Genomic DNA, 22,589 nt, shown 5'->3' on the forward strand with positions numbered 1-22,589 from the left:
CATGGCCGACCCGACCGAGCGGTCGTCGACCTACCCCGGCTCGACGAGCACGACGAGCCCGACGGGCACGGCGGGCACGGCGGGCACGGCGGGCACGGCGGGCACGACAGATAGGCCGGGCCCGACGAACCTGGCCGGCCCGACGAGACCTGCCGCCGACACCGCCCCGGAGGGTGCTGGCACCCGGCCGAGGCCCCGCCTGGACCTGCTGCCCGAACTCACCGCGCGGTTCGCCGCCACCGCCGCCGAGCACGACCGGACGGGCACCTTCCCAACCGCGAACATCCAGGCCCTGCACGCCTCCGGGCTGCTCTCACTGACCATCCCGGTCCGCTACGGCGGGGCCGGCGCCGGGCTGACCACGGTGACCGAGGTGCTGGGCGCGGTGGCCCGGGGCGAGCCGGCCACCGCCCTCGTCCTCGCGATGAACCTGCTGTTCCACGCGCATGTCGGCGACTCCCCCACCTGGCCGGCGGGGACGTACGAGCAGGTGGTCGCGAGCTGCCTGGACGAGGGCGCGCTGATCAACGCGCTACGGGTCGAACCGGACCTCGGCACACCCGCCCGCGGCGGGGTGCCGGCCACCACCGCCCGCTGGACCGGTGACGGCTGGGAGATCACCGGCCACAAGACCTACGCGACGGGCGCGCCGGTGCTGCGCTGGATGCAGGTGTGGGCGGCCACCGACCCCGCCACCGACCCGCAGCCGCCGCCCTCCGGGGGCCCGCGGGTCGGCTCGTTCCTGGTCCCGGCCCGCACGCCCGGCATCACGATCGTGCGGACCTGGGACCACCTGGGCATGCGTGCCACCGAGAGCCATGACGTGGTGTTCGACCGGGTGCGGGTGGGCGCCGACGCGGCCGTCGGGCTGCCGGCCGGGGACACGCCCCTGCCGTTCGCCCCGGCCGCGGCCGCCTGGAACGCGCTGGCCATCGCCTCCATCTATCTGGGGGTCGCCGAGGCCGCACGCGACTGGCTGGTCGGCTACCTGCACGAACGCACCCCGACGAATCTGGGCGCGCCGCTGTCGAGCCTGCCCCGGTTCCAGAGCGCGGTCGGTGAGATCGAGGTGGCGCTGGCCAACGCCCGCAGCCTCGTCCTGGCGATCGCGCAGCGATCCGACGCCGCCGACCCGGACGTCCCGGCGCAGGCCAACGGGGTGAAGACAGCGGTGACGGCGGCCGCCGTCAAGGCGGTCGGAGACGCCGTGGCGCTGATCGGCAACCCGGGGCTGACCCGGGCCAATCCGCTGGAGCGCCACTACCGCGACGTGCTGTGCAGCCGCATCCACACCCCCCAGGACGACGTCGTGTACGCGACGGCCGGCCGGACGGCTCTCGGTCTACCCGCCGCCGGTCCTCGATGAGGAAGGACAAGCCCAGACATGACGCTTTCCACCCACGACGCGCCGGCAACGGCGACCCCGCAGGAAACGGCAACGCCGCCCGGAACGGCAACGCCGGCGCCGGACGTGGCCTCCGAAACGCCTGACGGCGAGCGGAAGAGCCCGTGGGCCGGGCTGGTCGCGCCGGCCGAGGGCGGGCAGTGGCCTCGCCCGGTGCCGGTGAGGACGGTCGAGGAGGAGCGGCTGCACCGCAAGCGGAAACTCGCTGCCGCCTACCGGCTCTTCGCCAAGCTCGGCATCGCCGAGGGACTGGCCGGCCACATCAGCGCCCGCGACCCCGAGCTGACCGACCATTTCTGGGTGAACCGGCTCGGTCTCGACTTCGGCAGGATCAAGGTCTCCAACCTGCTGCTGGTCGACGACAAAGGGGAGATCGTCGAGGGTAAGCCGCCGCTGAACAGGGCGGCGTTCACCATCCATTCGCAGATCCACGCCGCCCGACCGGACGTCGTCGGCGCCGCGCACACCCACGCCCTGTACGGACGGGCGCTCGCCGCGATCGGCGAGCCGCTGCATCCGATCTCCCAGGACTCCCTCGCGTTCTACGAGGATCAGGTGATCTTCGACGAGTACAACGGGGTCGTGCTGGACGAGGAGGAGGGCCGGAAGATCGCCGCCGCGCTCGGCCCGCACAAGCTGGCGATCCTGCGCAACCACGGCCTGCTCACCGTCGGCACCAGCGTCGAGGCGGCGGCGTACTGGTACATCGCCGCGGAGCGGGCGGCGCGGACCCAGCTCGTCGCGGCGGCGGCCGGGACGCTGCGGCTCCTGGACCACGAGATCGCCAGCGCCACCGCCAGCCAGGCACGAGGTGACGAGGGCGCCCGCTGGTCCTTCGAGGCCCTCTACGAGATCATCGTCGAGGAACAGCCCGACCTGCTCGACTAGCCTGACTAGCCCGACCTCGACCAGCTCGCTGGAAGGGTGCCGCCCCGGCCCGGTCGGGGGACCAGCCGGGGCGGCGCGTCGACGGTGAGCCGCGGTGGCTCACCCGTCCAGCGTTCGACCTCGACGAGGGCGTGCTGACCGACGCAGCCCTGGGACAACCGGGAGGTCGGCACGTCGGCGGTGAGCACGTTCGGGTTCCCGTGCACGCACAGTCCCGCTCCTGGCGGGGACCCTTCTCCGGGCTCATCCGCCGGGTCGTCGTCGAGCGGGTCGAACCAGGCCCCGGTGGGCAGCTGGACGACCCCGGGGCGCAGCTCGTCGGTCAGCACGGCGCCGGCCAGGCAGCCGCCGCGGTCGTTGAACACCCGGACGACGTCACCGGCGGCGATGCCGCGGGCGGCGGCGTCGGCGGGGTGCAGGCGCACCGCCTCCCGGCCGGCGATCTTGGCAGCCTGGCTGACCGCGCCGCCGTCGAGCTGGCTGTGCAGCCGGGTGCCCGGCTGGTTGGCGATGAGGTGCAGCGGGTAGGCGGCGGCTCGTGGCGCGCCGGTCCACTCGGTCGGTTCCAGCCAGACCGGATGGCCGGGGCAGTCCGGGTAGCCGAAGGACGCCACGGTCGCGGAGAAGAGCTCGATCCGGCCGCTGGGGGTGGCGAGCGGGTGCGCGTCCGGGTCGGCGCGGAACCGTTCGAACAGGGTGTGGTGGCCGGGCCCGCCGGGCAGCCGGTACTCGCCGGCGGCCCAGAACTCCTCGAAGGCGGGCACGTCCGTTCCGCGCCCGACCAGGTCCGTGCGCCAGGCCGTGTAGAGATGTTCGATCCAGCCGCGGGCGTCGCGGCCGTCGGTGAAGGCGTCGGCGACGCCGAGGCGGCCGGCCAGGCCCGCGAGGATGTCGTAGTCGTCGCGGGCCGCGCCGACCGGTGCCACCGCCCGGTGCATGGCGTGCAGATGGGTGTCGCGGCGGCCGCCGCCGATGTCCTCGCGTTCCAGGGTGGTGGTGACGGGCAGCACGACGTCGGCGTGCCGGGCGGTGGCCGTCCAGTGGGGCTCGTGCACGATGATCGTGTCGGGTCTGGCGAAGGCGCGGCGCAGCCGGAACAGGTCCTGGTGGTGGTGGAAGGGGTTTCCGCCCGCCCAGTGGACGAGGCGGATGTCGGGGTAGGTGTAGCGGTCGCCGTCGTAGTCGTACTGCGCGCCGGGATGCAGCAGCATGTCGGCGATGCGGGCGACCGGGATGAAGGTGGTGACCGGGTTGCGGCCCTGCGGCAGGTAGGGGATGCGCCCGGTCGGGCCGGGGTCGCCGACGTCGCCCATGGAGCCGTAGCCGTGACCGAAGCCGCCGCCGGGCAGGCCGATCTGGCCGAGCATCGCGGCCAGCGTGAGCGCCGCCCAGACCGGCTGTTCGCCGTGCTCGATGCGCTGCAGCGACCAGGTCACGGTGATCAGGGTCCGGCGGTCCGCCATCCGGCGGGCGAGCCCGACGATGTCCGCGGCCGGGATGCCGCAGATCGACGCCGCCCAGGCGGCGTCCCGGACGACCCCGTCGGCTCGGCCGAGCAGGTAGTTCTCGACCTCGCCGAAGCCGACCGTGTAGCGGTCGAGGAACGCCCGGTCATGACGGCCCTCGGTGACGAGGGTGTGGGCGAGCCCGAGCATCAGCGCGGCGTCGGTGGCCGGCACGATCGGATACCAGCGGGTGTCGACGCCGGCAGGAAGGTCGTCCCGCAGCGGGCTGACCAGTGCCATCTCGACGCGGCGGGCCGCGAGTGCGGCGAGGTACCCGGGCGTGCCGTGCCGGGTGACGCCACCGGGCGTCACGAACACGTTCTTCGCCGGGATGCCGCCGAAGGCGACGATCAGCTCGGTGTTCTCGACGATCGTCGGCCAGGACGAGGCGGCCCGCAGCACCTCGTCCGCGCTGCCGACGAGGTGGGGCAGCAGCACCAGCGACGTGCCCAGGCTGTAGGAGTTCCGGGACGAGGTGAAGCCGCCGATGGTGTTGAGGAACCGGTGGAGCTGGCTCTGCGCGTGGTGGAAGCGCCCGGCGCTCGCCCAGCCGTACGAGCCGCCGAAGATCGCCTGGTTGCCGTGCTCGCGGCGGACCCGGTCCAGCTCGGCGGCGACGAGGTCCAGCGCCTCGTCCCAGTCGAGCTCGACGAACTCCTCCCGCCCGCGCGTGCCGGCCGGCCCCGGGCCGTGTTCCAGCCAGCCGCGGCGGACCGCGGGCCGCGCCACCCGGGTCGGATGGCGCAGCCCGCCCGGTACGTTGCCGAGCAGCGGCGACGGGGCCGGATCGTCCGGATGCGGGACCACCGTGATCCCACCGTCCGGGCCGACCCGGACGCCGTAGGCGCCCCAGTGCGAGGTCGTCGGCCGCAGGCCGGTCACGACGCGGGCCGGGCCCGTCGTCAGGCGGAGGCGCCGACGGCCTCGCGGTCGGCGGTCTGCTCGCGGACGAGGCGGATCAGGGTGCCGTAGTCCCGGGCGTCCTCCAGCGGCGCGAAGCCGCGGATGAGCAGCGTGGACACCCCGACGTTGACATAGTCGACGAGCGACTCGGCGACCTGCTCGTAGCTGCCGACCAGCGCGGTGGAGTTGCCGACCGCGCCGGTGGCCTTGGCGAGCGCGGTCCACAGCCGCTTGTCGTGCACCTCCGCCTGGTCCGCGTAGCGCAGCAGCCGCTGGCTGCCGACCTGGGCCGACCCGTCGAGGTTGAACACCTTCTTCAGCTCGCCGACCTGCTGCTGGGTGACCTCCAGGATGTCCGCGGCACGCTGCCAGGCGGCCTGTTCGGTCTCCGCGGCGATGGGGCGAAGGCTGACGCTGAACCGGGGGCTGCGGCCGTACGGCTCGGCGGCGGCCCGCACCTCGCGGATCCGCTCGACGATCCCGGCGATCGGCTCGCCCCAGAACGCGTACACGTCGGCGTGCTTGCCACCGACCCGGACGGCGTCCGCGGACGCGCCGCCGAAGTAGATGGGGATGCGGCCGTCGGGGAGGACCGACGAGCGGGCACCGCGAACCGTGTAGAAGTCACCGTCGTAGTCGAACGGCTCGGCCGACTCCCACTCGCGGCGCAGCACGTCCAGGAACTCGTCGGTGCGCCGGTAGCGGGTCACCTTGTCGGTGAGGTCCCCGTCGCGGGCCTGGTCCGCGTCGTCGCCGCCGGTGATGACGTGCAGCGCCACCCGGCCCGGGTGGAAGGCGTCCAGCGTCGCGAACTGGCGGGCCGCGATCGTCGGGGCGGTGAAGCCGGGCCGGTGCGCCAGCAGCACCTTCAACGTCGTCGTCCGGGACAGGATCTGGTCGGTGATCACGAAGCCGTCGGGCATGGCGGAGGTGTGCGCGACGAGCACCCGGTCGAACCCGGCGTCCTCGTGCGTGCGCACCAGGCGCTCCAGGTAGTCCGGGTCGACGGCGGGGCCGGACCACGCCTGCGACTCGCTGCCCGCGGAGGTGCTGGCGATACCGATGAACTCGATGCTCACGCTGAGGACTCCTTCAGGATGGCGGTGGAGCCGGTGACCTGGTCCCGCCAGGTCTCGACGTGGTGGCACGCGGCGGCCCACTCCCCGACCGGCCGGCCGGCGACGGCCCGCCGCGGCGGGGTCTCGGCGCAGGCGCCCGTGGCGAAGCGGCACCGGTGGGCGAACACGCAGCCGCCCGCCGACCGCAGCGCCGCCCCGTCGGCGTCGGAGTCGGAGTCGGCACCGGCGGCTGACCGCAGCGACGCCGGGTCGAGCCGATCCTGCCGGCGGACGCTCGGCGCGGAGGCGATCAGCAACGCGGTGTAGGGATGCTGCGGCCGGCTGAACACGTCCGCGATCGGGCCGTCCTCGACCACCCGTCCCCGGTAGAGCACGACCACCCGGTCGGCGATACCGGCGAGCGAGCTGAGGTCGTGCGAGATGAGGACGATCCCGACCTCGAGCTGCCGGCGGAGCCTGTCGAGCAGCCGCAGGATGTGGTTGCGGTTGGAGGCGTCCAGCGCGCTGACCGGCTCGTCGCACAGCAGCAGCCGCGGGCGTCCGACGACGGCGCGGGCGATCGAGGCACGCTGCCGCTGGCCGCCGGAGATCTGCGCCGGGAGCCGGTCGGCGACTGCCGGGTCGAGGCCGACCTGGCGCAGCGCGTCGGTCACCTGCTCGGCCCGGGACGCCCTGGTCCCGGTACCGGTGATCACCAGTCCCTCCGCGATGCTCGCCCCGATGGTGAGGTCCGGGTCGAGGGCGCGCAGGGGGTCCTGGAAGACGAACTGGAGTGCGCCACTGCGCCGGAAGTCCCGCCGGGCCCGGCCGCGTAGCCGGGAGATGTCCTGGCCGTCCAGGAGGACCCGGCCGGCGTCCGGGGAGCCCAGCCCGGCGATCGCCCGCGCCAGGGTCGTCTTGCCGGAGCCGGTCTCGCCGATCACGCCGACGATCTCCCCTGCGCGGACGCTCAGGTCCACATCGTCCAGCACGCGGACCCGGCGGCCGCCGCCCGGCCGGGGGAAGGACAGCCCGAGGCCCTCGACACGCAGCAGATCGGCCTGCGGGACCGCCACGGTGCCGGTGTCGGCAAGGCCGGTGGCAGCGCGGCCGGTGCCGGCGACGCCGTCGTCAGAGCGGCCATCGTCAGCGCGGCCGGTGATGGCGCGGCCGTTGTCAGAGCGGCCATCGTCAGCGCGGCCGGTGATGGCGCGGCCGTTGTCAGCCAGATCGGTGTCGGCGAGATCGGTGTTGGTCATGCGGTGGCTCCTGCTCCGGTAGCTCCTGCTCCGCTCAGCGCGATCTCGCCGGCACGGACGCACCGGACGGCCCGCCCGGGCGCCTGTTCGGTCAGCGGCACCGGGTCGGTGCGGCACTCCGGGGCGGCGAAGGCACACCGGTCGGCGAACCGGCAGCCGCGGATCTCGGCGCCGACCGGCGGCGGCTCGCCGTCGATGACGTCGAGGGTGCGCCGGTCCCAGTCGCCGACCGAGGCGACCCGCAGCAGCGCCTCGGTGTACGGGTGCCGCGGCGTGTCGAGCACCTCGGCGGTCGGGCCGGTCTCGACGAGCTCGCCGGCGTAGAACACCAGCACCCGGTCGCAGAGCTCGGCGATGACGGCGAGGTCGTGCGAGACGGCCAGCACGGCCAGCCCACGCTCCTTGCGCAGCCTGCCCAGCAGTTCCAGCACCTCGGCCTGGATGGTGACGTCGAGGGCGGTCGTCGCCTCGTCGGCGACGAGGAGCTCCGGCTCGCCGGACACCGCGATGGCCAGCACGACCCGCTGCAGCATCCCGCCGGACAGTTCGTGCGGGTACTGGTGGTAGACCCGCTCGGGCTCGTGCAGGCCCATCGCGTCGAACAGCGCCACCGCGGCGCCGCGAGCCTCCCGGCGCGGCTTGCCGACCTTCACCCGCAGCTGCTCGGCGAGCTGGTGGCCCACCGTCTGCGCCGGGTTGAGGTAGGAGGCGGGGTCCTGGAACACCGCGGAGATCCGGGTGCCGCGCAGCTGCTCCCAGGCGCGCCGCGGCAGCCCGACCAGCGAGGTGCCGGCGAAGTCGATCGTGCCGCCGGTCACCGCGCAGCCGGGCGCGAGCACCCCGAGCACCGACCGGCAGACCAGCGTCTTGCCGCTGCCGGACTCCCCGACGATCCCGACCGCCTCGCCGCGCCGCACCTCGAACGACACCCCGTGGACGGCCTCGGTCCGCCCACCCCCGATGGCGACCCGAACGCCGTCGACCGTCAGCAGCTGGTCCCCCCGGCCGGTTCCCGGCTCAGGCATGGATCCTCTCCTCCTGCTCGGGGATGGCCGCACCCGGCGCGCCCGGGACGACCGAAGCTCCCGGAACAGCCGCAGCCCCCGGGACGGCCGGCACGGCCTCCGGACGGGGCGCGCCGCGACCGATCGGATCCACCGCGATTCCCGTGGTGTCGCGGATCGCGTCGGCGATGGCGTTCAGCGAGCCGGCGGTCAGCATGATGGCCAGCGCCGGGATCGCCGGCGCCCACGGCTGCTGGGCCAGGAAGCCCAGGTCGCTGGAGAGCATCCCGCCCCAGGTCGGGGCCGGCGGCTTCACCCCGATGCCGAGGAACGACAGCGAGGACACGGCCAGCAGCGCGGCCGCGGACAGCTGCGCGGTGGTGACCGCGACCGTCGGGAGGACCTTCGACCAGATGTGGGTCCGGATGATCCAGCCGCGGGACGCGCCGAGCAGCTCGGCGACCTCGACGTACTGGGCCCGGGTGAAGCCGAGCGCCGCCGCGCGGGTGACCCGGAAGAACAGCGGTGCCAGCAGCACCCCGATGGCGAGCATCGCCTGGTCGCGGCCGTTGCCGATGATCCCGGTCACGGCGATCGCGAAGATGATGTAGGGCAGGGTCATCACCGCGTCCACCAACCGCTGCGTCACCCATTCGAAGACCCGGCCGAAGACGACCGAGCCCAGCCCCGTCGGCACGCCGAGCAGGAACGCCACGGCGACCGCCTCCACGGCGCCGACCACCGATCGGCCGGTGGCGTCCATCAGCCGGCTGAGCACATCCCGGCCGAGGTAGTCGGTGCCGAGCCAGTGCGCACCGCTCGGGCCGGCCAGCAGGTTGGAGGTGTCCTGGGCGAGCGGGTCGGACGGAGCCAGCGCCCCGCCCGCGAACCCGAGTACGGCGACCACACCGAGGATCACCAGGGCGATCTTCGTGGACCGCAGCCGAGCGGCCCGCCGCAACGGGCCCGCTGCCTTCCGCGTCATTGTTCCTGCCTCTTCGCGTGCGGTGTCAGGCGCAGCAGTGCGGCGTTGACCAGGAGGTTGCAGACCACGACGAGCCCGATCATGGTGACCAGCACACCCTGGATCACCGGGATGTCGCCCTTGCTCGCCGCGTCGAGCCCGAGCTTGCCCAGGCCCGGCAGGTTGAAGACCGCCTCCGCGACGACCATGGCCCCGATGACCTGCGGAATGTAGTAGCCCAGCAGGGTGAGCGCCGGCCCGGCGGCGTTGCGCAGGGCGTGCCCGAAGACGACCCGTCGCCTCGTCAGGCCGCGGACGTCCGCCCCGGTGATGTAGTTCGCCCGCAGCTCCCCGACGAGGGAGGTGCGCAGCTGGCGGGCGAGGCCGGCGGCGGCCTCCACCGAGAGCGCGATCGACGGCAGGATGGCGAACCGCAGCCACTGGCCCGGGTCCTCGGTGAACGGCACGTAGCCGCCGGAGGGGAGGATCGGGACCGTCACCGAGAACAGCACGATCAGCCCGATGCCGATGACGAACGGCGGCACGGTGGCCACGGCCGAGCACAGCATGGTGACCGCCCGGTCGAACCAGCCGCCGGACGAGAGCGCCGCCCCGATGCCGAGCCCGCCGCCGACCAGGACGGCGAGCAGCACGGAGAGGACGGCGATCGACACGTTCACCGGCAGCGCCTGGGTGATGCTGTCGGTGACCGGGAGCGTGGTGAAGTAGGACCGTCCGAGGTCGCCGGTGAGGGCGTGGCCGAGCCAGCTGAAGTACTGGACGAACAGCGGCCGGTCGAGCCCGAAGTAGTGGTTCATCCGGTCGATGTCCGCCGGTGTCGCGGTCTCGCCGAGCACCTGGGCCGCCGGGTTGGTGTCGGTGAGGGCCCCCATCGCGTAGGTGATGAAGGTGGAGAGCAGCACCACCGGGATGCCGACCGACAGCGCACTGCGCAGCGGCCGCACGAACGCCCTGCCCCAACCGGCCCGCCGGCCGGCCGGGGCGTCAGCCGCCGCGCCGGCCGGCTCGACCGCCGGGCTGATCTCGAGTGTCGTCATCTGGAGCCCTCACCGTCGGTGGCTGGCATTACCCGACCCGGACGCCCTCGAAGCGCTGCACCGCCAGGTAGCTGCCCAGCTCCGAGACGTTCTTCTTGCGGGCGAGAATCCGCGGCGTGGTGAAGAGGAAGATGTTCGGCATCTTCTCGACCGCGACCTTCGTGGCGGCCCGGAGCACCGTCGGATACGACGGGTCGTCCAACGGCGTCTCCCGCACCTTCTGCAGCGCCGCGGTCAGTTCGGGGGGCGTCTTGCGGCCCGGGTTCATCAGGCCCTGCTCGCCGAACAGCACCTGGAACGCCTGCACAGCCGAGTCACGCCCGGCGAAGCCGTCCGTGGCCAGCGCCCTGGAGTGCTGGATGTACATGATCTGGGTGGCCTGCGCCGCCGGGATCGTCTCGATGGTGATCTTCACGCCGACCTTGGCGAGCTGGGCCTGCACCTGCTCGGCGAGAGCGGAGCTGACGCCCGTGGTGGTCAGCGGCACCTCCACGCCGTCCGGGAAACCGGCCTCGGCGAGCAGCTTCTTCGCCTTCTCCGGGTCGTACGGGAACGCGTTCTCCAGGCTCGGTTCGTGGCCGACGTACCCCGGCGGGAACGGCTGGTAGTTGACCACGCCGAGCCCGAAGGTCTGGGTGTCGGCGAGCGCCTTGCGGTCGAGGGCGTGCTTGAACGCCTGGACGACCTTCGGGTTGTCGAACGGCTTCATCGTGATGTTCACGTCGAGCACCGTCGTCACCAGCGAGGGGATGATCTGCACCTCGAGGCCGGCGGCCTTCGCCGCCTCGACCTGGCTGCCCGGGATCTGGGCGACGTCGAGCCGCCCGGACTGCAGCGCCGGGACCGCCGTCGCCGCCTCCGGCGCCGGGTACAGCTCGAAGGCGTCGACGTGGATGTTCGCCTTGTCCCAGTACTCGGGGAACCGCACGAGCTTCGCCGACTGGTTCGGCACGTACTCCGTGAGCCGGAACGGCCCGGCCCCGACCGGCTTGGTGGCCAGCCCCTTCGCGTCCTTCTCGAAGGCCGTCGGACTGACGATCATGCCGGTCTTGCCGGCGAGCAGGCTCGGGATCTGGTAGTCGGTGGCGGCCAGCCCGATGGTGACGGTCCGGGCGTCGTCGTCCGCGGCCACCGACTTCACCGTGGCGAGCTGCGCGGCGACGAGCGATCCCGGGAAGTTCTTGCCGCGCTCGAGACTCTTCTTGACCGCGGTCGCGTTCAGCGGCGTGCCATCGCTGAACGTCAGGCCGGCCCGCAGGGTGAAGGCCACCTGGGTCCCGTCCGCGTTGTACTTCCACGACTCGGCCAGCGCCGGTACCGGGTTGCCCTTCTCGTCCAGCTTGGTGAGGGCCGCGTAGGTCAGTGAGAGAGCGTGCACGTCCCAGCCCGCGGACGAGGTCACCGGGTCCCAGGAGGTGACGGTCGACCAGCCCCAACGCAACGTCCCGCCCTCCTTGCCGGCGGACGAGACCGAACCGCTGTCACCATCGCCGCAGGCGGCGAGCAGCAGGGAGGAGCCAGCGAGTACGCCGAGACCGAGGAAGCCACGGCGGCCCATCAGCGTCGAATCGGCTCGGAGAGGTGCGTTCACGGGGGACGGTCGTCCTTTCGCAAAAAAGTGGGCGCGCGGAACAGCAGGCGTGGCCCGTCGCGGCACGCGGGCAGACCGCGATCAGCGGTCACCGACGTCCTGAGCTCGGGGCTCCACCCGGGATATGTCTTCGGTAGACATGGAGACGAGAGTGGGCGTGGGAAAACTAGGGGGAGAAACGCAGCCGGCGGCTCTGGACCACGGAAAGACGGCAGGGGCAGGCGCGATCACATGGTGCGGTCAGGCTGCGGGCGGTGTCCCCGACTGGGACCCTTCCGCCGCAAACGGTCGGTACGGACGCGGCAAGTCAGCGACAGAGAGCGCTGGATGTCCGCCGGTAGTCCACGTAGCGACACGCCACGGGGAGAAATCTCGACCGCATGGGTGAACAATGCCCGACTGGCCACGACTGCGTCAACAGCTGACCAGGCACGACGGCCTCCACAAGGCGGCCCGCACCCAATCTGTCGGATATGTCCGAATCTAAGATTTTTCTTCGACATAGCAGGCCTTTCGGGGATTACCCGCCCAGCGACAGACCGATCACGGTTACTCCGACCGCCAACCCGGATGCCATCCGTAACCGGTTCGGCCGACCGGTCGTGATGCACATCACTGTTGCCGGGCCGTCGCGGTTGACGAAGGGACTACCGACCCAGCCCGTCGGTCCTGAAATCGGCCAGCGAGCGACAGCGTGATGAAGGCGGCCGACAGCCGTAGCCGGCGGCGGGTGACATCTCGACCCGCTGGAGGCCCCTCTCGACCGGCGCGTCCCGGAGCTGATCACCCGTCCGCGGGGAACGGGACCGAGCCACTACGATGACGGCGAAGGGTCGTGACTGGCGCGCTCGGGTGGAAGCAACCACCGGGAAGCGACAAAGCTGCTGGCGGCGCCGTGCGCCTGGGTGCCTCCGACGTAGACGCCTGTCCGCGTGGAGGTCCACATGCATGAGCCCGCGATGACCCACCTGTCCGCCGCCGATCCGGAGATCGGCGGCCTCGTCGAGGCCGAGGCCCGGCGCCAGTACGAGACGATCCGCCTGATCGCGTCCGAGAACTACGTCTCCACCGCGGTGCTGGAGGCGTCCGGCTCGGTGCTGACGAACAAGTACTCCGAGGGCTACCCCGGCAAGCGCTACTACGAGGGCCAGCAGGTCATCGACCCGATCGAGACACTGGCGATCGACCGGGCGAAGTCGCTGTTCGGCGTCGAGCACGCGAACGTCCAGCCGTACTCCGGCTCCCCCGCCAACCTCGCGGTCTACCTGGCGTTCCTGCAGCCCGGCGACCCGGTGATGGGCATGGGCCTGCCTTCCGGTGGCCACCTGACCCACGGCTGGACGGTGTCGGCGACCGGCCGCTGGTTCCGCGGGGTCCGGTACGGGGTCCGCCAGGACACCGGGCGGGTCGACCTGGACGAGGTCCGCGACCTCGCCCTCGAACACCGCCCGAAGGTGATCTTCTGCGGTGGGACGGCGATCCCCCGCACCATCGACTTTCCCGGGTTCGCGGCGATCGCCCGCGAGATCGACGCCGTGCTCGTCGCGGACATCTCCCACATCGCCGGGCTGATCGCCGGCGGCGCCCACCCATCGCCGGTCGGGCACGCTCCGGTCATCACGACGACCACGCACAAGACGCTGCGCGGCCCGCGCGGCGCCATGATCATGTCGGACGGCGCGCACGCGACGGCACTCGACAAGGCCGTTTTCCCAGGCCTTCAGGGCGGCCCGCACAACCACACCACCGCCGCCGTCGCGGTCGCCCTGCGGGAGGCCGCGACACCAGATTTCCGGGAGTACGCGCACCGGGTCGTCGCGAATGCGAAGGCGCTCGCCGAGGCGCTTTCCGGGCGCGGTTTCGACCTCATCACCGGCGGCACCGACAACCATCTCATTCTCATTGACCTGACGAGTCGCGGAGTCGCCGGGAAGCCGGCGGCGAAGGCACTCGACCGGGCCGGGATCGAGCTCAACTACAACACGGTGCCGTTCGACCCGCGCAAGCCGTTCGACCCGTCCGGGGTGCGCCTGGGAACCGCCGCGATCACGACCCGCGGGCTGCGTCCGGAGCAGATGCCCACCCTCGCCGCCTGGATCGACGAGGCCGTCAAGGCCGCCGGCGACGCGGACGAGGCGACCATCGAGCGGATCGCGGGCGAGGTCAGGGACCTGATGTCGGCCTACCCGATGCCCGGCTGGGTCTGACCGACCCGGCACCACCAGACCCCACAGCACCACCAGCCAGCCGGCCGGCCCAGCGCCGCCACGGCTCGCTCCGCTCGGCCCGGGCGCGCACGCCGCACCCGGGCCGAGTCGCACCCGGCGGGGATTCCCGGCCCGCAGATCCCCGGCCCGCGGGTCTCCCGCATCCGGCGCAGCCCCCGTGGCCACGCCCGCGCCCTCGGGTCCGCAACGAGCGGGCCCTGGCCGCTCGGGCACGGACGTCCCAGGACAGGGTCTCGGACACGATCACGGCGTTCGCCGGGTCACTGCCCTTCGTCTACCTGCACGCCGCGTGGTTCACGATCTGGATTCTGCTCAGCAAAGGGGCGTTCGGGGACGCGGCCGTCTTCGACCCCTACCCGTTCGGCCTGCTCACGACGATCGTCAGCCTCGAAGCGATCTTCCTCTCGACGTTCGTGATGATCAGCCAGAACCGGCAGGCCGCCCGCGAGGACATCCGGGCCGAAGTCGACTTCGAGACGAACCTGCGCTCCGAGGTGTGGTCGGTGCACATCGGCAAGGCGCTCGGGCTGGACGCGGAGGCCGTCGAACGGCGCGGAGCTCTGTTGCGCACGGCTCATCACCACGGCTCCTTCCGCGGCACAGATGACGGGTCGTGCCCGCCGGCGGGCACGACCGGCGCGCCCGCGCCGTGACGGCTGTCCGGCAAGGGTCGTGGCGCTCCCCCGTCAGATCGTCTACGAGTGGCGGGACGACGCGAACTCCCCCTCGCAGAATGCCAACGTCACCACGAGCCTCGTCCAGCAGGACTCGGTCTTCGGGCTGCTGACGGTCACCGCCGCGATCGGCGAGTCGTTGGACGGCCTCGCCGCGCAGCAGGTCCCCGTCGTGGGCTTCGCCCAGCCGGACTGGGGTACGTACCAGAACTTCTTCTCCTACCTTTACGCGGCGTCGCCCGACACCATCGGCCGCTACATCCAGGCCAGCGGTGGCACAAAGGTCGCCTTCGTGACCACGGGGGCGTCGACCTTCACCTTGCAGGTCATGGCGCGATACCAGGCCGCCTTCCAGGCGATCGGGCTCGGCACGACCGACGCGATCTCCTACGCGAGCAGCACGGACAGCCCGGCCCGGGTGATCCAGCAGATATCGGCCGTCGGCGCCGACTCCATGATTGGTTTCACCACCTCGGCGGACTTCGCCGCGATCGCGCAGGCCGCCCGCGCGGCGCACCTGGACCTCTCCAGCAGCGTCGCGCTCACCGGGTACGACCACAGCCTGCTGCCGACGCTGGGCCCGGCGCTCTCCGGTGTCTCGTTCCCCGTCTACTTCCAGCCCTTCGAGGCCGGTGGCGCGGCCATCGACCGCTACCGCACGGCGATGACCCGCTTCGCGCCGGAGACGTTCGTCCCCGAACAGCAGTTCGCCATGCACGCCTACATCTACACCGACATTTTCCTTCGCGGCCTCGAACTGGCCGGTCCCTGCCCCACCCGCGAGGGATTCATCAGCGCACTACGGAAGATCTCCAACTACGACGCGGGCGGCCTGATCGCGCCGATAAACCTCGGCAACAACGCCAGCCGGCCGCTCGACTGCTACGCCTTCGTCAAGATCAATCCCGCCGGAAACGCGTTCCAGGTCGTCCACGAACGCATCTGCTCCGACGGCACAGGCAACTGAGCCGGTCGTTCAGCCCCTTACTCCCCTGCCGTCCTGTCGTCCCGGCGGGACGGGGTTTTCTCCCGAAGGCGGCTGTGCCTGGCGCCGGTACCCGCCCGGCGCGGCGCCGAACTCACGTTTGAACGCCTTGGCGAACGCGAATTCCGAGCGGTAGCCACAGTTCGGCGACCGCGCTCAGCGGGGCCCTGGACTCGCGCAGCAGCCGCGCAGCGGTCGTCATCCGCCACCAGGTCAGGTACGCCAGCGGGGGCTGACCGACGATGGTCGCGAACCGCCTGGCGAAGGCCGCGCGTGACAGCCCGGCCTCCCTGGCCAGGTCCTCGACGCTCCACGGGCGCCCCGGATGGCGATGGATGTGGTGCAGCGCCGTCGAGACGGCTGGGTCATTCAGCGCCATGACCCAGCCGGTCAGGGCGTGCCCGGACTGCTCTTCGAGCCAGGCGCGCAGGACGTAGAGCAGCAGCATGTCGATGAGCGCGGGCACGATGGCCTTCGTACCGGCGCGGGGCCGTCGCAGCTCGTTGCCCAGGAGGTCGACGGCGGCCCGAAGATCGGGGTGCTGCCCGACCCGGGCGGGCAGGTGCACGACCGGGGGCAGGCCGTGGAGCAGCGGGTGCGGGCGTCTGGTCGAAGCTGTAGGAGGCGCAGAGCATCTCCGTGGTGGCGCCCGTGCCGGGGATGGTCATCTCGCTGATCGCCGACTCGTCGCCGGGACTGGGGTGGAAGTCGACCGTGGGCCTGCCGGGCTGGTCGACCAGTGCGTGCGCGTCCCCGTGCGGAGTGAACACCACATCGCCGACGCCGAGCGCCACGGGGGCGCCGTGCTGGGGCATGAGCCAGCACGAACCCTGCAGGACAACGTGACACCCCGCTGTGTCCCCGACCGGGAAGCGCACTCCCCAGGGGGCCCTGCACGTTGTCCGCCCCGCGTACGGCTGCCCGGTGCGTATGGCACCGAGCAGGTCGCTGAGCAGATCCATGTCAGCACCATACCTGGAACGAATGAAGACGATGGGACATGAATATCAGACAGTGAGTCATTCACCGTCTTCAACAGAGGACGTACGGTCGAGATCATCACCGACCGCGGGCAGCCCGCGCCGCATGATTGGATCTCGATGTCACTGCACGTTGTCGTCGGAACCAGCCACTCCGGAACAGCCACCGCACAGCTGCTCGCCGAGTCCGGTGACCGGGTGCGCATACTCAGCCGGCGCGGCGGCGGGCCGGAGCACCCGCTCGTCGAACGGATCACCGCGGACGCCAGCGACGCCGCCCTTCTGACCAGCCTGGCCCAGGGCGCCGCCACGCTCTTCAACTGCGCATCGCCGGCCTACGACAGGCTGCCGACCGAGACTCCGGCGCTGGCCGCCGCGCTGCTGACCGCAGCCGAACGCAGCGGCGCGCGCTACCTCAATCTCAGCAACGTGTACGGGTACGGCCCCGTCTCCGGGGCGATGACCGAGGACCTCCCCCTGTCGCCGACCACCATCAAAGGCCGGGTCCGGGCACAGATGTGGCAGGACGCCATCACCGCCCACGAACAGGGGCGGATCCGTTTCGCCGAGGTGCGACCCGGCGACTTCATCGGCCCCGGAGCGGTGTCGATGTTCAACCTGATGGTCGCGCCCTCCGTGCTGGCCGGCGAAGCAGTCCACGTCCCCGCGGACCTGGACGCGGCGCACAGCTGGGGGTACCCGGGCGACGTGGCCCGCATCCTCGTCGCCGTCAGCAGAGACGACCAGGCGTGGGGGCGGGCCTGGCACGTGCCCCCGGTCTCCGACGGCTCGGTGCGCGAGATAGCGGTGCGGTTCGCGGATCTGACCGGTTCGCCCGTCCCCCACCTGGTCAACATGTCACCGCTCGACCTGCACAACCTGGCCAGCTCCGATCCGATCATGGCGGAGGTTCCGGAGATGCAGTACCTCTACCAGCGGCCCGCCGTCCTGGATGCCACGCTGACCGCACGGACCTTCGATCTCAAGCCGACCCCCCTCGACGACGTCCTGATCGAAACCGCCCAGGCCATGACAAGATCCGCCTAGCGAGCCACGGCCGCGCCCGACCGAACCGGCCTCCGATCCGCCCGCAGAGATCATCCAGCTCGGCCGCCCACGACTCCACCACCACAACCAAGATCATCTACCACGGGCATCACAAGTGCCGTTGCAGCACTAGCCCTCGGCTATCCCCCCAAGCCCGCGCTCCGAGGCGTCCCGCGCCCCTCAGCCGCAACCCAAACCTCAACTCCGGTTCAACGTGGCGGGTGAGTGAGTCCATGGACTCACTCACCCGCCACACATCGTCTGGGAGGTGGGACTGGGGGCTGAGGGGCTCGGATCAGTCGACGGTCGCCCCGATCAGGTGATCACGCTCTACAGCTAGCTGCCAGCCGCCAGACGCCGACATGAGCTCCGGCGAACGGACGCCTTCCGCGACATGCGCTGGGTGACCCAATCCGGGCCGGAGCGTCGCCGGTTACTACTCGGAGTGTCTCGATCTCGATCCTGTGTGCATACCGTGACCAGGATGCGCCGTCCGACCAATAAAATTGGTACTTGCGACTACCCTTAGTAGTTCGTTACGGTGTCCTGGCTCGCAGCAAGCGACGGGCCGTACGCCGAGTTCTGCCCTAGGCCCGTCGTCCCCTCCTAGCGATCAGCAGGGCAGAAGCGGGGGAACCACGTTCCTCCGGACGGCCACCCGCGCACGGGCGGCCGTCCTCGGGGTGAAGTCGTCCTCGCCGCAGATGCGGTAAAGGCCGACCGGGCTTCCCGGCCCGAACCCGACAGCTAACCTCGCAGGCGTACGGGAAGGATCGTCGTGTACGCACGCATGTCTGGATCACCCAGGCGGGCCTTTCACCCGTCCCTCGGGCAGCCGCCGCGGCCGCACAGTGCCCGCATCCCGGGGTTGACGCAGGAAATCTAGACCCACCAGGTCCGGAATACTTTTACGCCGACAGAACGCCGGCGCACTGAGCCATGCTTCCCTCGCCGGGCGAATCGTTGCCGTAACTTTTTGATCCGTGTACGGATCAATTTCCCATCCGGACATTCAGAAGCTCTGTTCTTCATAGCAGAAACGAGATTCTTAGATGTCGCATGGAAAGCACCGCAGGTCCAGCCGTCCGAACACCTCCGGACGGGGACCCGGGCGAGGCCGTGCCGCCGTGGTCACCGCGGCGAGCGTCATCGGCGCGTCGGCGGGACTGATGTTCACCGCGGGCCCGGCGAGCGCGGCCACCGTCTCCGACGTCACCATCGCGCAGGCGGCACAGAACGCGGGCCTGCCGTCCTGCCGCGGGATTCCACTGAGCACCTGGGTCGCGGTGGCGCTGGCCGAGTCGGGCGGCAACACAACGGCCCACGCGACGGTCGGTGAGGACTCCCGCGGCCTCTGGCAGATCAACATGCGCGCGCACTCGAGCTGGGTCGGTAGCCGCAACCTCTACGACCCGAACGTCAACGCCTGGGCCGCGCGGCAGGTGTGCGCCAGCCAGGGCATCGGTGCCTGGAGCGCCTACAAGAACGGCATGCACGTGAAGTACCTGTCCCGCGGCGCCGCGGCGGCGGCCGCGGTGGGCGGCGGCGCCGGCACCCGGACGGTCTCGGCCGCCACACCGGCCGCGACGGCCGCGACGGCCGCGACGGCACCGGCGCCCGCCAGCTCGGGCTACATGCGGCTCGGGGTCGAAGGCGTCCGCTGGGACGTGGCGCTGGTGCAGAAGCGGCTCACCGACATCGGCTACCCGATCACCATCGACGGCCGGTTCGGTCCGCAGACCAACCACATGGTCGTCGACTTCCAGAAGAAGAACGGCCTCGTCCCGGACGGCGTCGTGGGCCCGCTCACCCACGACAAGCTGTTCGCCTGATCCAGGGGCGGCGCGCGGCCGTCGAGCCGTCCACGTCGCGGCCCGGGCACGCCGGTGCCGGGCGGCGACCGGGCGGCGACCGGGCGGCGCGGCCAAGCCCGTGGCCGGGCGAGGGTGGCGCGCCCGACACGGCCGACCTGCCGCTTCAGTGGACCGCCGGGCCGGATCCGGGCAGGCTCGGAGTTTGGGCCCGCCAGGCAGGACGCGACCAGGGCCGCCCGTCCACGAGGCAGGAGCGATTTTTGTGCTGACCAGGATCGACCATGTCGGGATCGCCGTGGCCTCGCTGGAGGAGGCCATCCCTCGTTACGAGGCGGCGTTCGGCCTGAAGGTCGCGCATCAGGAGACGAACGAGGCGCAGGGCGTGCGCGAGGCGATGCTGCTGGTGCACCACGGCGACACGGGCGGCTCCTACGTCCAGCTACTCGAGCCGGTGCGCCCGGACACCCCGGTCGGGAAGTTCCTGGCGAAGAAGGGCCCCGGCATCCACCACATCGCCTACGGCGTGGCGGACATCGACGCGGCGCTGGCGGCGCTCACCGTCACCGGGTTCGACCTGGTCAACAAGACGCCGGTGCACGGGACATCCGGAAGCCGGATCGCGTTCATGCACCCGAAGGGCCTCGGTGGGGTGCTCACCGAGCTGGTCGAGGCGGCCGAGGGCCACTGACCTCCGGCGGGACCACCGCGGCCGGGCCCCGGGGCTGACCCGGGCCCGGCCGCGGCGGCGGTCCCACCGGCCGGCGGTCCCACCGGCCGGCGGTCTCACCGGCACTGCGTCGCTGGTCAGCGGCGGCTCTCGGCGGCGGTCCACTTGCTGGTCGGGATCGGGTCGAGCGGCACGACCGACGTGCCGTTCCAGCGGAACCGCACGCTCGCCGCGCCCGCGCTCGGGCAGCACATCGGGTCCGCCGGGCGGTACAGGTCGTACTGCAGCGCCACCACCTCGCTGGTCGACCACACCCACCGCACGCTCGCGCTCGCGACGGCGTCCGTCCCGACGAACCGGCCGCGGTGGAAGAAGAAGGCCTGCTGCGGATGGCCGTCCACCGAGGTGGACAGCCGACCGACGATCACGCTGAGATCGTGGGTGGGCTCGTAGCCGTCCGTGGTGATCGGTGTGTAACCACGGCCGCGGACAAGGCCCGACGCCTCCGCCAGGCTCAACGAACCGGCCACGACGGCCGAGCCGCCCGGGCCTGACGGGCTGGCCACGGCACCTGAGCTGGCCACAGCACCCGAACCGGCCACAGCACCCGGGCTGCGCGCGGCGCCCGGTGTGGCGGCCGGGGGTGACTGCACCGCGGTCGGCGCGGCGGACATCGCAGACGCCGCCCCGCTCAAGATGACCGCGGCGGCCAGTACGGAGATGAACACGACTCGACGCATGGCGACCGCCCCCTTGGGCCTCGTATCTGCCGACCGGCCGACCGTAGGCGCACTTCGGGCTCGCCGCCCGCTCAGGGAGTGGAATGCGCGGTTTCGGAGCAGGTCACCCGACGGGTACGGGAGCGGGCGATCAGGTACGGGCGAGAAGCATCAGGATCATTCCACCCGACATGATCAGTCGAGATCCGCGCGGGACGACCGGTTCCGGAAAGGTCCGGATCAGCCGGGCGGCCAGCTCACGGACGGGCGGGCGCGCCGGCGGCGGCGCGGCGAACCGGCGCGCCGACGGGCCGGCCAGCGCCGCCAGGCACGCCCCGCCGAAGATGACGACACACCAGGCGCCGATCGCCCCGTCGGTGCGCAGCGGCCAGCCGGCGACGCAGGCCGCCCCGGACATGCACGCCATCGCCGCCGCCTCCACGACGAGCAGCGCACAGCAGGACCACATGCCCGGCGCACTGCACCGGGGATGGGTGACGAGCCCGACGAGCAGCGCCGCCGTCAACGCCAGGTACAGCGCGAGGAACGGCCAGGAGCCGACGAGCCGGGCGGGGCCGGTGAACATGACCGCCATCCCGGCCGCGACCAGCACATGCCCGCCCTCGATCCAGCCGTCCGCGGCGGACGCGTGCGTACGCGGCCCGTCCGCCGCCACCGGGCGGCGGAACAGGGCGCGCATCCGCCACAAGTGGATCATTGCGACGATGATTGAGGCCACGCCGGCGGCTACGGCCAGCGGACCGGCCAGCGGAACCAGGTCCGCGGCCACCGGGTGGCGGTGGGTCACCCCCCAGCGGCGAGCTCGGCGGCCACCAGCGAGCTGATGCGACCCGCCCGGGCCTCGTCGACGATGACTTCCAGCTGTTCGATGCTCATCTGGATCCGCTGGCCGAAGTCGTCGGTGAGGACGACCCGGCGGTCGGCCGCGGCGTGGTGGTCGATGTAGAGCTCCGGGCAGCCGCAGCTGCACTTCCCACAGAACGTGATGACGCGATTCAGGGCGTCCGACCCGCTCATGGCACCTCGCACGACGACGATAAGATCATCTGAGTGTAAGCGGTCGGGCCCGCAGAGCCGACCGAATCCGCCCACCGAGGCGCCGGCGGGTGACCGGCGGCAGGCTGGCGGCGGCCTCAGCCGTGGCGGGCGGGCTCAGCCGTGGCGGGCGGCGTCCGCCCAGGCCAGGACGGCGAGCACCCGGCGGTTCTCGGTTGGCTCCGGCCGCAGCCCCAGCTTGGTGAAGATGCTCGCGATGTGGGATTCGACCGTCTTCGGGCTCAGGTGCACCCGCTGGGCGATCCCGCTGTTCGACAGGCCCTGGGCCATCAGCTCGAGGATGCGGCGCTCGCGCTCCGACAGCCCGCTCAGGCGCTGCGACTGCGGGTAGCCGGCGAGCAGCCGCGCGGCGAGGTGCGAGTCGATGACCGGCTGCCCCTCGCGGAGCCGTTCGAGAGCGTCCTTCAACGCCTGCCGGTTGGTGATGTTGTCCTTGCGCATGTACCCGATGCCGGCGGCGCCACCGGCGAACAGGTCCGCGGCGAACGGGTCGTCGTCGTGCGCGGTGACCACCAGGACGCCCATCCCCGGGTGCGCCCGCCGCAGCGCGCGGGCCGTCAGCAGCCCCTCGTTGGTCCTGGTCGGGGGCATCCGCATGTCCACGATCGCGACGTCGGGCGGGGCGTCGCGCACGGCGGCGAGCAGCTCCGTCCCGGTCGGCACGGAGGCGGTGACCTCCATCCCGATGGTCGCGAGCAGAACGCCGAGCGCCTCCCGGATGAGCCCACTGTCCTCGGCGATCGCAACACGCACACCGGATCTT

Annotated in this window: 19 protein-coding genes, 1 pseudogene and 2 riboswitches; of the genes and pseudogenes, 8 read left to right on the forward strand and 12 right to left on the reverse strand. The window is 71.9% G+C overall.

What is annotated here, in order from left to right:
- The first annotated feature begins 1 nt into the window (after position 1).
- Together MXD62_RS06130 and MXD62_RS06135 are read left to right on the forward strand one after the other, a co-directional pair.
- A complete protein-coding gene (locus tag MXD62_RS06130; RefSeq protein ID WP_248828455.1) occupies positions 2-1,366 on the forward strand; it encodes an acyl-CoA dehydrogenase family protein in 1,365 nt (454 codons plus the stop codon).
- A gap of 18 nt (positions 1,367-1,384) precedes the next feature.
- Complete coding sequence (locus MXD62_RS06135) at positions 1,385-2,293, forward strand: class II aldolase/adducin family protein (protein WP_248828456.1); 909 nt, start codon at positions 1,385-1,387, stop codon at positions 2,291-2,293.
- Positions 2,294-2,298: 5 nt separating this feature from the next.
- On the opposite strand, the gene MXD62_RS06140 is transcribed toward MXD62_RS06135, so the two are convergent.
- The 7 genes from MXD62_RS06140 to MXD62_RS06170 are packed head-to-tail and all read right to left on the reverse strand — an operon-like array spanning position 2,299 to position 11,635.
- The gene (locus MXD62_RS06140) at positions 2,299-4,680 is read right to left on the reverse strand and encodes a molybdopterin guanine dinucleotide-containing S/N-oxide reductase (RefSeq protein ID WP_248828457.1); all 2,382 of its coding nucleotides are present in this window, start codon (positions 4,678-4,680) and stop codon (positions 2,299-2,301) included.
- A 20-nt stretch (positions 4,681-4,700) separates the two neighbouring features.
- Entirely contained in the window at positions 4,701-5,780 is a 1,080-nt protein-coding gene (locus MXD62_RS06145) for an LLM class flavin-dependent oxidoreductase (RefSeq protein WP_248828458.1), read from the reverse strand.
- The gene (locus MXD62_RS06150; RefSeq protein WP_248828459.1) at positions 5,777-7,018 is read right to left on the reverse strand and encodes an ABC transporter ATP-binding protein; all 1,242 of its coding nucleotides are present in this window, start codon (positions 7,016-7,018) and stop codon (positions 5,777-5,779) included. Before MXD62_RS06150 ends, MXD62_RS06145 begins: the two co-directional genes overlap by 4 nt.
- Positions 7,015-8,043, reverse strand: coding sequence for an ABC transporter ATP-binding protein (locus tag MXD62_RS06155; protein WP_248828460.1), 1,029 nt, complete (start codon positions 8,041-8,043; stop codon positions 7,015-7,017). Before MXD62_RS06155 ends, MXD62_RS06150 begins: the two co-directional genes overlap by 4 nt.
- Positions 8,036-9,007 carry an ABC transporter permease gene (locus MXD62_RS06160; RefSeq protein WP_248828461.1) on the reverse strand — a complete coding sequence of 324 codons (972 nt, stop codon included), beginning with the start codon at positions 9,005-9,007 and terminating at the stop codon, positions 8,036-8,038. The genes MXD62_RS06155 and MXD62_RS06160 overlap by 8 nt, the downstream gene beginning before the upstream one ends.
- Positions 9,004-10,044 carry an ABC transporter permease gene (locus MXD62_RS06165; RefSeq protein WP_248828462.1) on the reverse strand — a complete coding sequence of 347 codons (1,041 nt, stop codon included), beginning with the start codon at positions 10,042-10,044 and terminating at the stop codon, positions 9,004-9,006. Before MXD62_RS06165 ends, MXD62_RS06160 begins: the two co-directional genes overlap by 4 nt.
- 28 nt (positions 10,045-10,072) lie before the next feature.
- Positions 10,073-11,635, reverse strand: a complete 1,563-nt coding sequence (locus MXD62_RS06170) for an ABC transporter substrate-binding protein (RefSeq protein WP_248828463.1) — start codon at positions 11,633-11,635, stop codon at positions 10,073-10,075.
- Between the two features lie 825 nt (positions 11,636-12,460).
- Positions 12,461-12,549: riboswitch (ZMP/ZTP riboswitch) on the forward strand.
- 30 nt (positions 12,550-12,579) lie between these two features.
- Here MXD62_RS06170 and glyA point away from each other — a divergent pair.
- The 3 genes from glyA to MXD62_RS06185 all read left to right on the forward strand — a co-directional run bounded on the left by glyA (position 12,580) and on the right by MXD62_RS06185 (position 15,504).
- Positions 12,580-13,842: a serine hydroxymethyltransferase gene (gene glyA / locus MXD62_RS06175; protein WP_248828464.1), complete on the forward strand. Its 1,263-nt coding sequence runs from the start codon at positions 12,580-12,582 to the stop codon at positions 13,840-13,842.
- Between the two features lie 218 nt (positions 13,843-14,060).
- Positions 14,061-14,516 carry a DUF1003 domain-containing protein gene (locus MXD62_RS06180; RefSeq protein WP_368862323.1) on the forward strand — a complete coding sequence of 152 codons (456 nt, stop codon included), beginning with the start codon at positions 14,061-14,063 and terminating at the stop codon, positions 14,514-14,516.
- A 19-nt stretch (positions 14,517-14,535) separates the two neighbouring features.
- Positions 14,536-15,504, forward strand: coding sequence for an ABC transporter substrate-binding protein (locus MXD62_RS06185; RefSeq protein WP_248828465.1), 969 nt, complete (start codon positions 14,536-14,538; stop codon positions 15,502-15,504).
- A gap of 9 nt (positions 15,505-15,513) precedes the next feature.
- On the opposite strand, the pseudogene MXD62_RS40085 reads toward MXD62_RS06185, so the two are convergent.
- A pseudogene (locus MXD62_RS40085) lies at positions 15,514-16,484 on the reverse strand (AraC family transcriptional regulator).
- Positions 16,485-16,622: 138 nt separating this feature from the next.
- Between MXD62_RS40085 and MXD62_RS06200 the strand changes: the two are divergent.
- The 3 genes from MXD62_RS06200 (at position 16,623) to mce (ending at position 20,051) form a co-directional block, all read left to right on the forward strand.
- The gene (locus MXD62_RS06200; protein ID WP_248828467.1) at positions 16,623-17,549 is read left to right on the forward strand and encodes an NAD-dependent epimerase/dehydratase family protein; all 927 of its coding nucleotides are present in this window, start codon (positions 16,623-16,625) and stop codon (positions 17,547-17,549) included.
- 563 nt (positions 17,550-18,112) lie between these two features.
- Positions 18,113-18,326: riboswitch (cyclic di-AMP (ydaO/yuaA leader) on the forward strand.
- Positions 18,327-18,601: 275 nt separating this feature from the next.
- Positions 18,602-19,381 carry a peptidoglycan-binding protein gene (locus MXD62_RS06205; protein WP_248828468.1) on the forward strand — a complete coding sequence of 260 codons (780 nt, stop codon included), beginning with the start codon at positions 18,602-18,604 and terminating at the stop codon, positions 19,379-19,381.
- A gap of 244 nt (positions 19,382-19,625) precedes the next feature.
- Positions 19,626-20,051 (forward strand): methylmalonyl-CoA epimerase, encoded by a 426-nt coding sequence (gene mce, locus MXD62_RS06210; RefSeq protein WP_020460102.1) that lies wholly within the window; start codon positions 19,626-19,628, stop codon positions 20,049-20,051.
- A 116-nt stretch (positions 20,052-20,167) separates the two neighbouring features.
- Here mce and MXD62_RS06215 read toward each other — a convergent pair whose 3' ends face one another.
- From MXD62_RS06215 to MXD62_RS39645, 4 genes are all read right to left on the reverse strand, one after another.
- Entirely contained in the window at positions 20,168-20,770 is a 603-nt protein-coding gene (locus tag MXD62_RS06215; protein WP_248828469.1) for an LppP/LprE family lipoprotein, read from the reverse strand.
- 130 nt (positions 20,771-20,900) lie between these two features.
- Positions 20,901-21,557, reverse strand: coding sequence for a DUF5134 domain-containing protein (locus tag MXD62_RS06220; protein WP_248828470.1), 657 nt, complete (start codon positions 21,555-21,557; stop codon positions 20,901-20,903).
- Complete coding sequence (locus tag MXD62_RS06225; RefSeq protein WP_041254064.1) at positions 21,554-21,787, reverse strand: hypothetical protein; 234 nt, start codon at positions 21,785-21,787, stop codon at positions 21,554-21,556. The genes MXD62_RS06220 and MXD62_RS06225 overlap by 4 nt, the downstream gene beginning before the upstream one ends.
- A 135-nt stretch (positions 21,788-21,922) precedes the next feature.
- Entirely contained in the window at positions 21,923-22,579 is a 657-nt protein-coding gene (locus MXD62_RS39645) for a response regulator transcription factor (RefSeq protein WP_248828471.1), read from the reverse strand.
- Positions 22,580-22,589 lie beyond the last annotated feature (10 nt).

Origin of the sequence: Frankia sp. Mgl5, from assembly GCF_023242985.1 — a bacterium.
Taxonomy (GTDB): Bacteria; Actinomycetota; Actinomycetes; order Frankiales; family Frankiaceae; genus Parafrankia; species Parafrankia soli.

What these genes read in the sequence shown, in the direction of transcription:
- MXD62_RS06130 (WP_248828455.1), top strand. Translation starts at nt 2, where the DNA reads ATGGCCGACCCGACCGAGCGGTCGTCGACCTACCCCGGCTCGACGAGC.
- MXD62_RS06135 (WP_248828456.1), top strand. Translation starts at nt 1,385, where the DNA reads ATGACGCTTTCCACCCACGACGCGCCGGCAACGGCGACCCCGCAGGAA.
- MXD62_RS06150 (WP_248828459.1), bottom strand. Translation starts at nt 7,018, where the DNA reads ATGACCAACACCGATCTCGCCGACACCGATCTGGCTGACAACGGCCGC.
- MXD62_RS06155 (WP_248828460.1), bottom strand. Translation starts at nt 8,043, where the DNA reads ATGCCTGAGCCGGGAACCGGCCGGGGGGACCAGCTGCTGACGGTCGAC.
- MXD62_RS06160 (WP_248828461.1), bottom strand. Translation starts at nt 9,007, where the DNA reads ATGACGCGGAAGGCAGCGGGCCCGTTGCGGCGGGCCGCTCGGCTGCGG.
- MXD62_RS06165 (WP_248828462.1), bottom strand. Translation starts at nt 10,044, where the DNA reads ATGACGACACTCGAGATCAGCCCGGCGGTCGAGCCGGCCGGCGCGGCG.
- glyA (WP_248828464.1), top strand. Translation starts at nt 12,580, where the DNA reads ATGCATGAGCCCGCGATGACCCACCTGTCCGCCGCCGATCCGGAGATC.
- MXD62_RS06200 (WP_248828467.1), top strand. Translation starts at nt 16,623, where the DNA reads ATGTCACTGCACGTTGTCGTCGGAACCAGCCACTCCGGAACAGCCACC.
- MXD62_RS06205 (WP_248828468.1), top strand. Translation starts at nt 18,602, where the DNA reads ATGTCGCATGGAAAGCACCGCAGGTCCAGCCGTCCGAACACCTCCGGA.
- MXD62_RS06215 (WP_248828469.1), bottom strand. Translation starts at nt 20,770, where the DNA reads ATGCGTCGAGTCGTGTTCATCTCCGTACTGGCCGCCGCGGTCATCTTG.
- MXD62_RS06225 (WP_041254064.1), bottom strand. Translation starts at nt 21,787, where the DNA reads ATGAGCGGGTCGGACGCCCTGAATCGCGTCATCACGTTCTGTGGGAAG.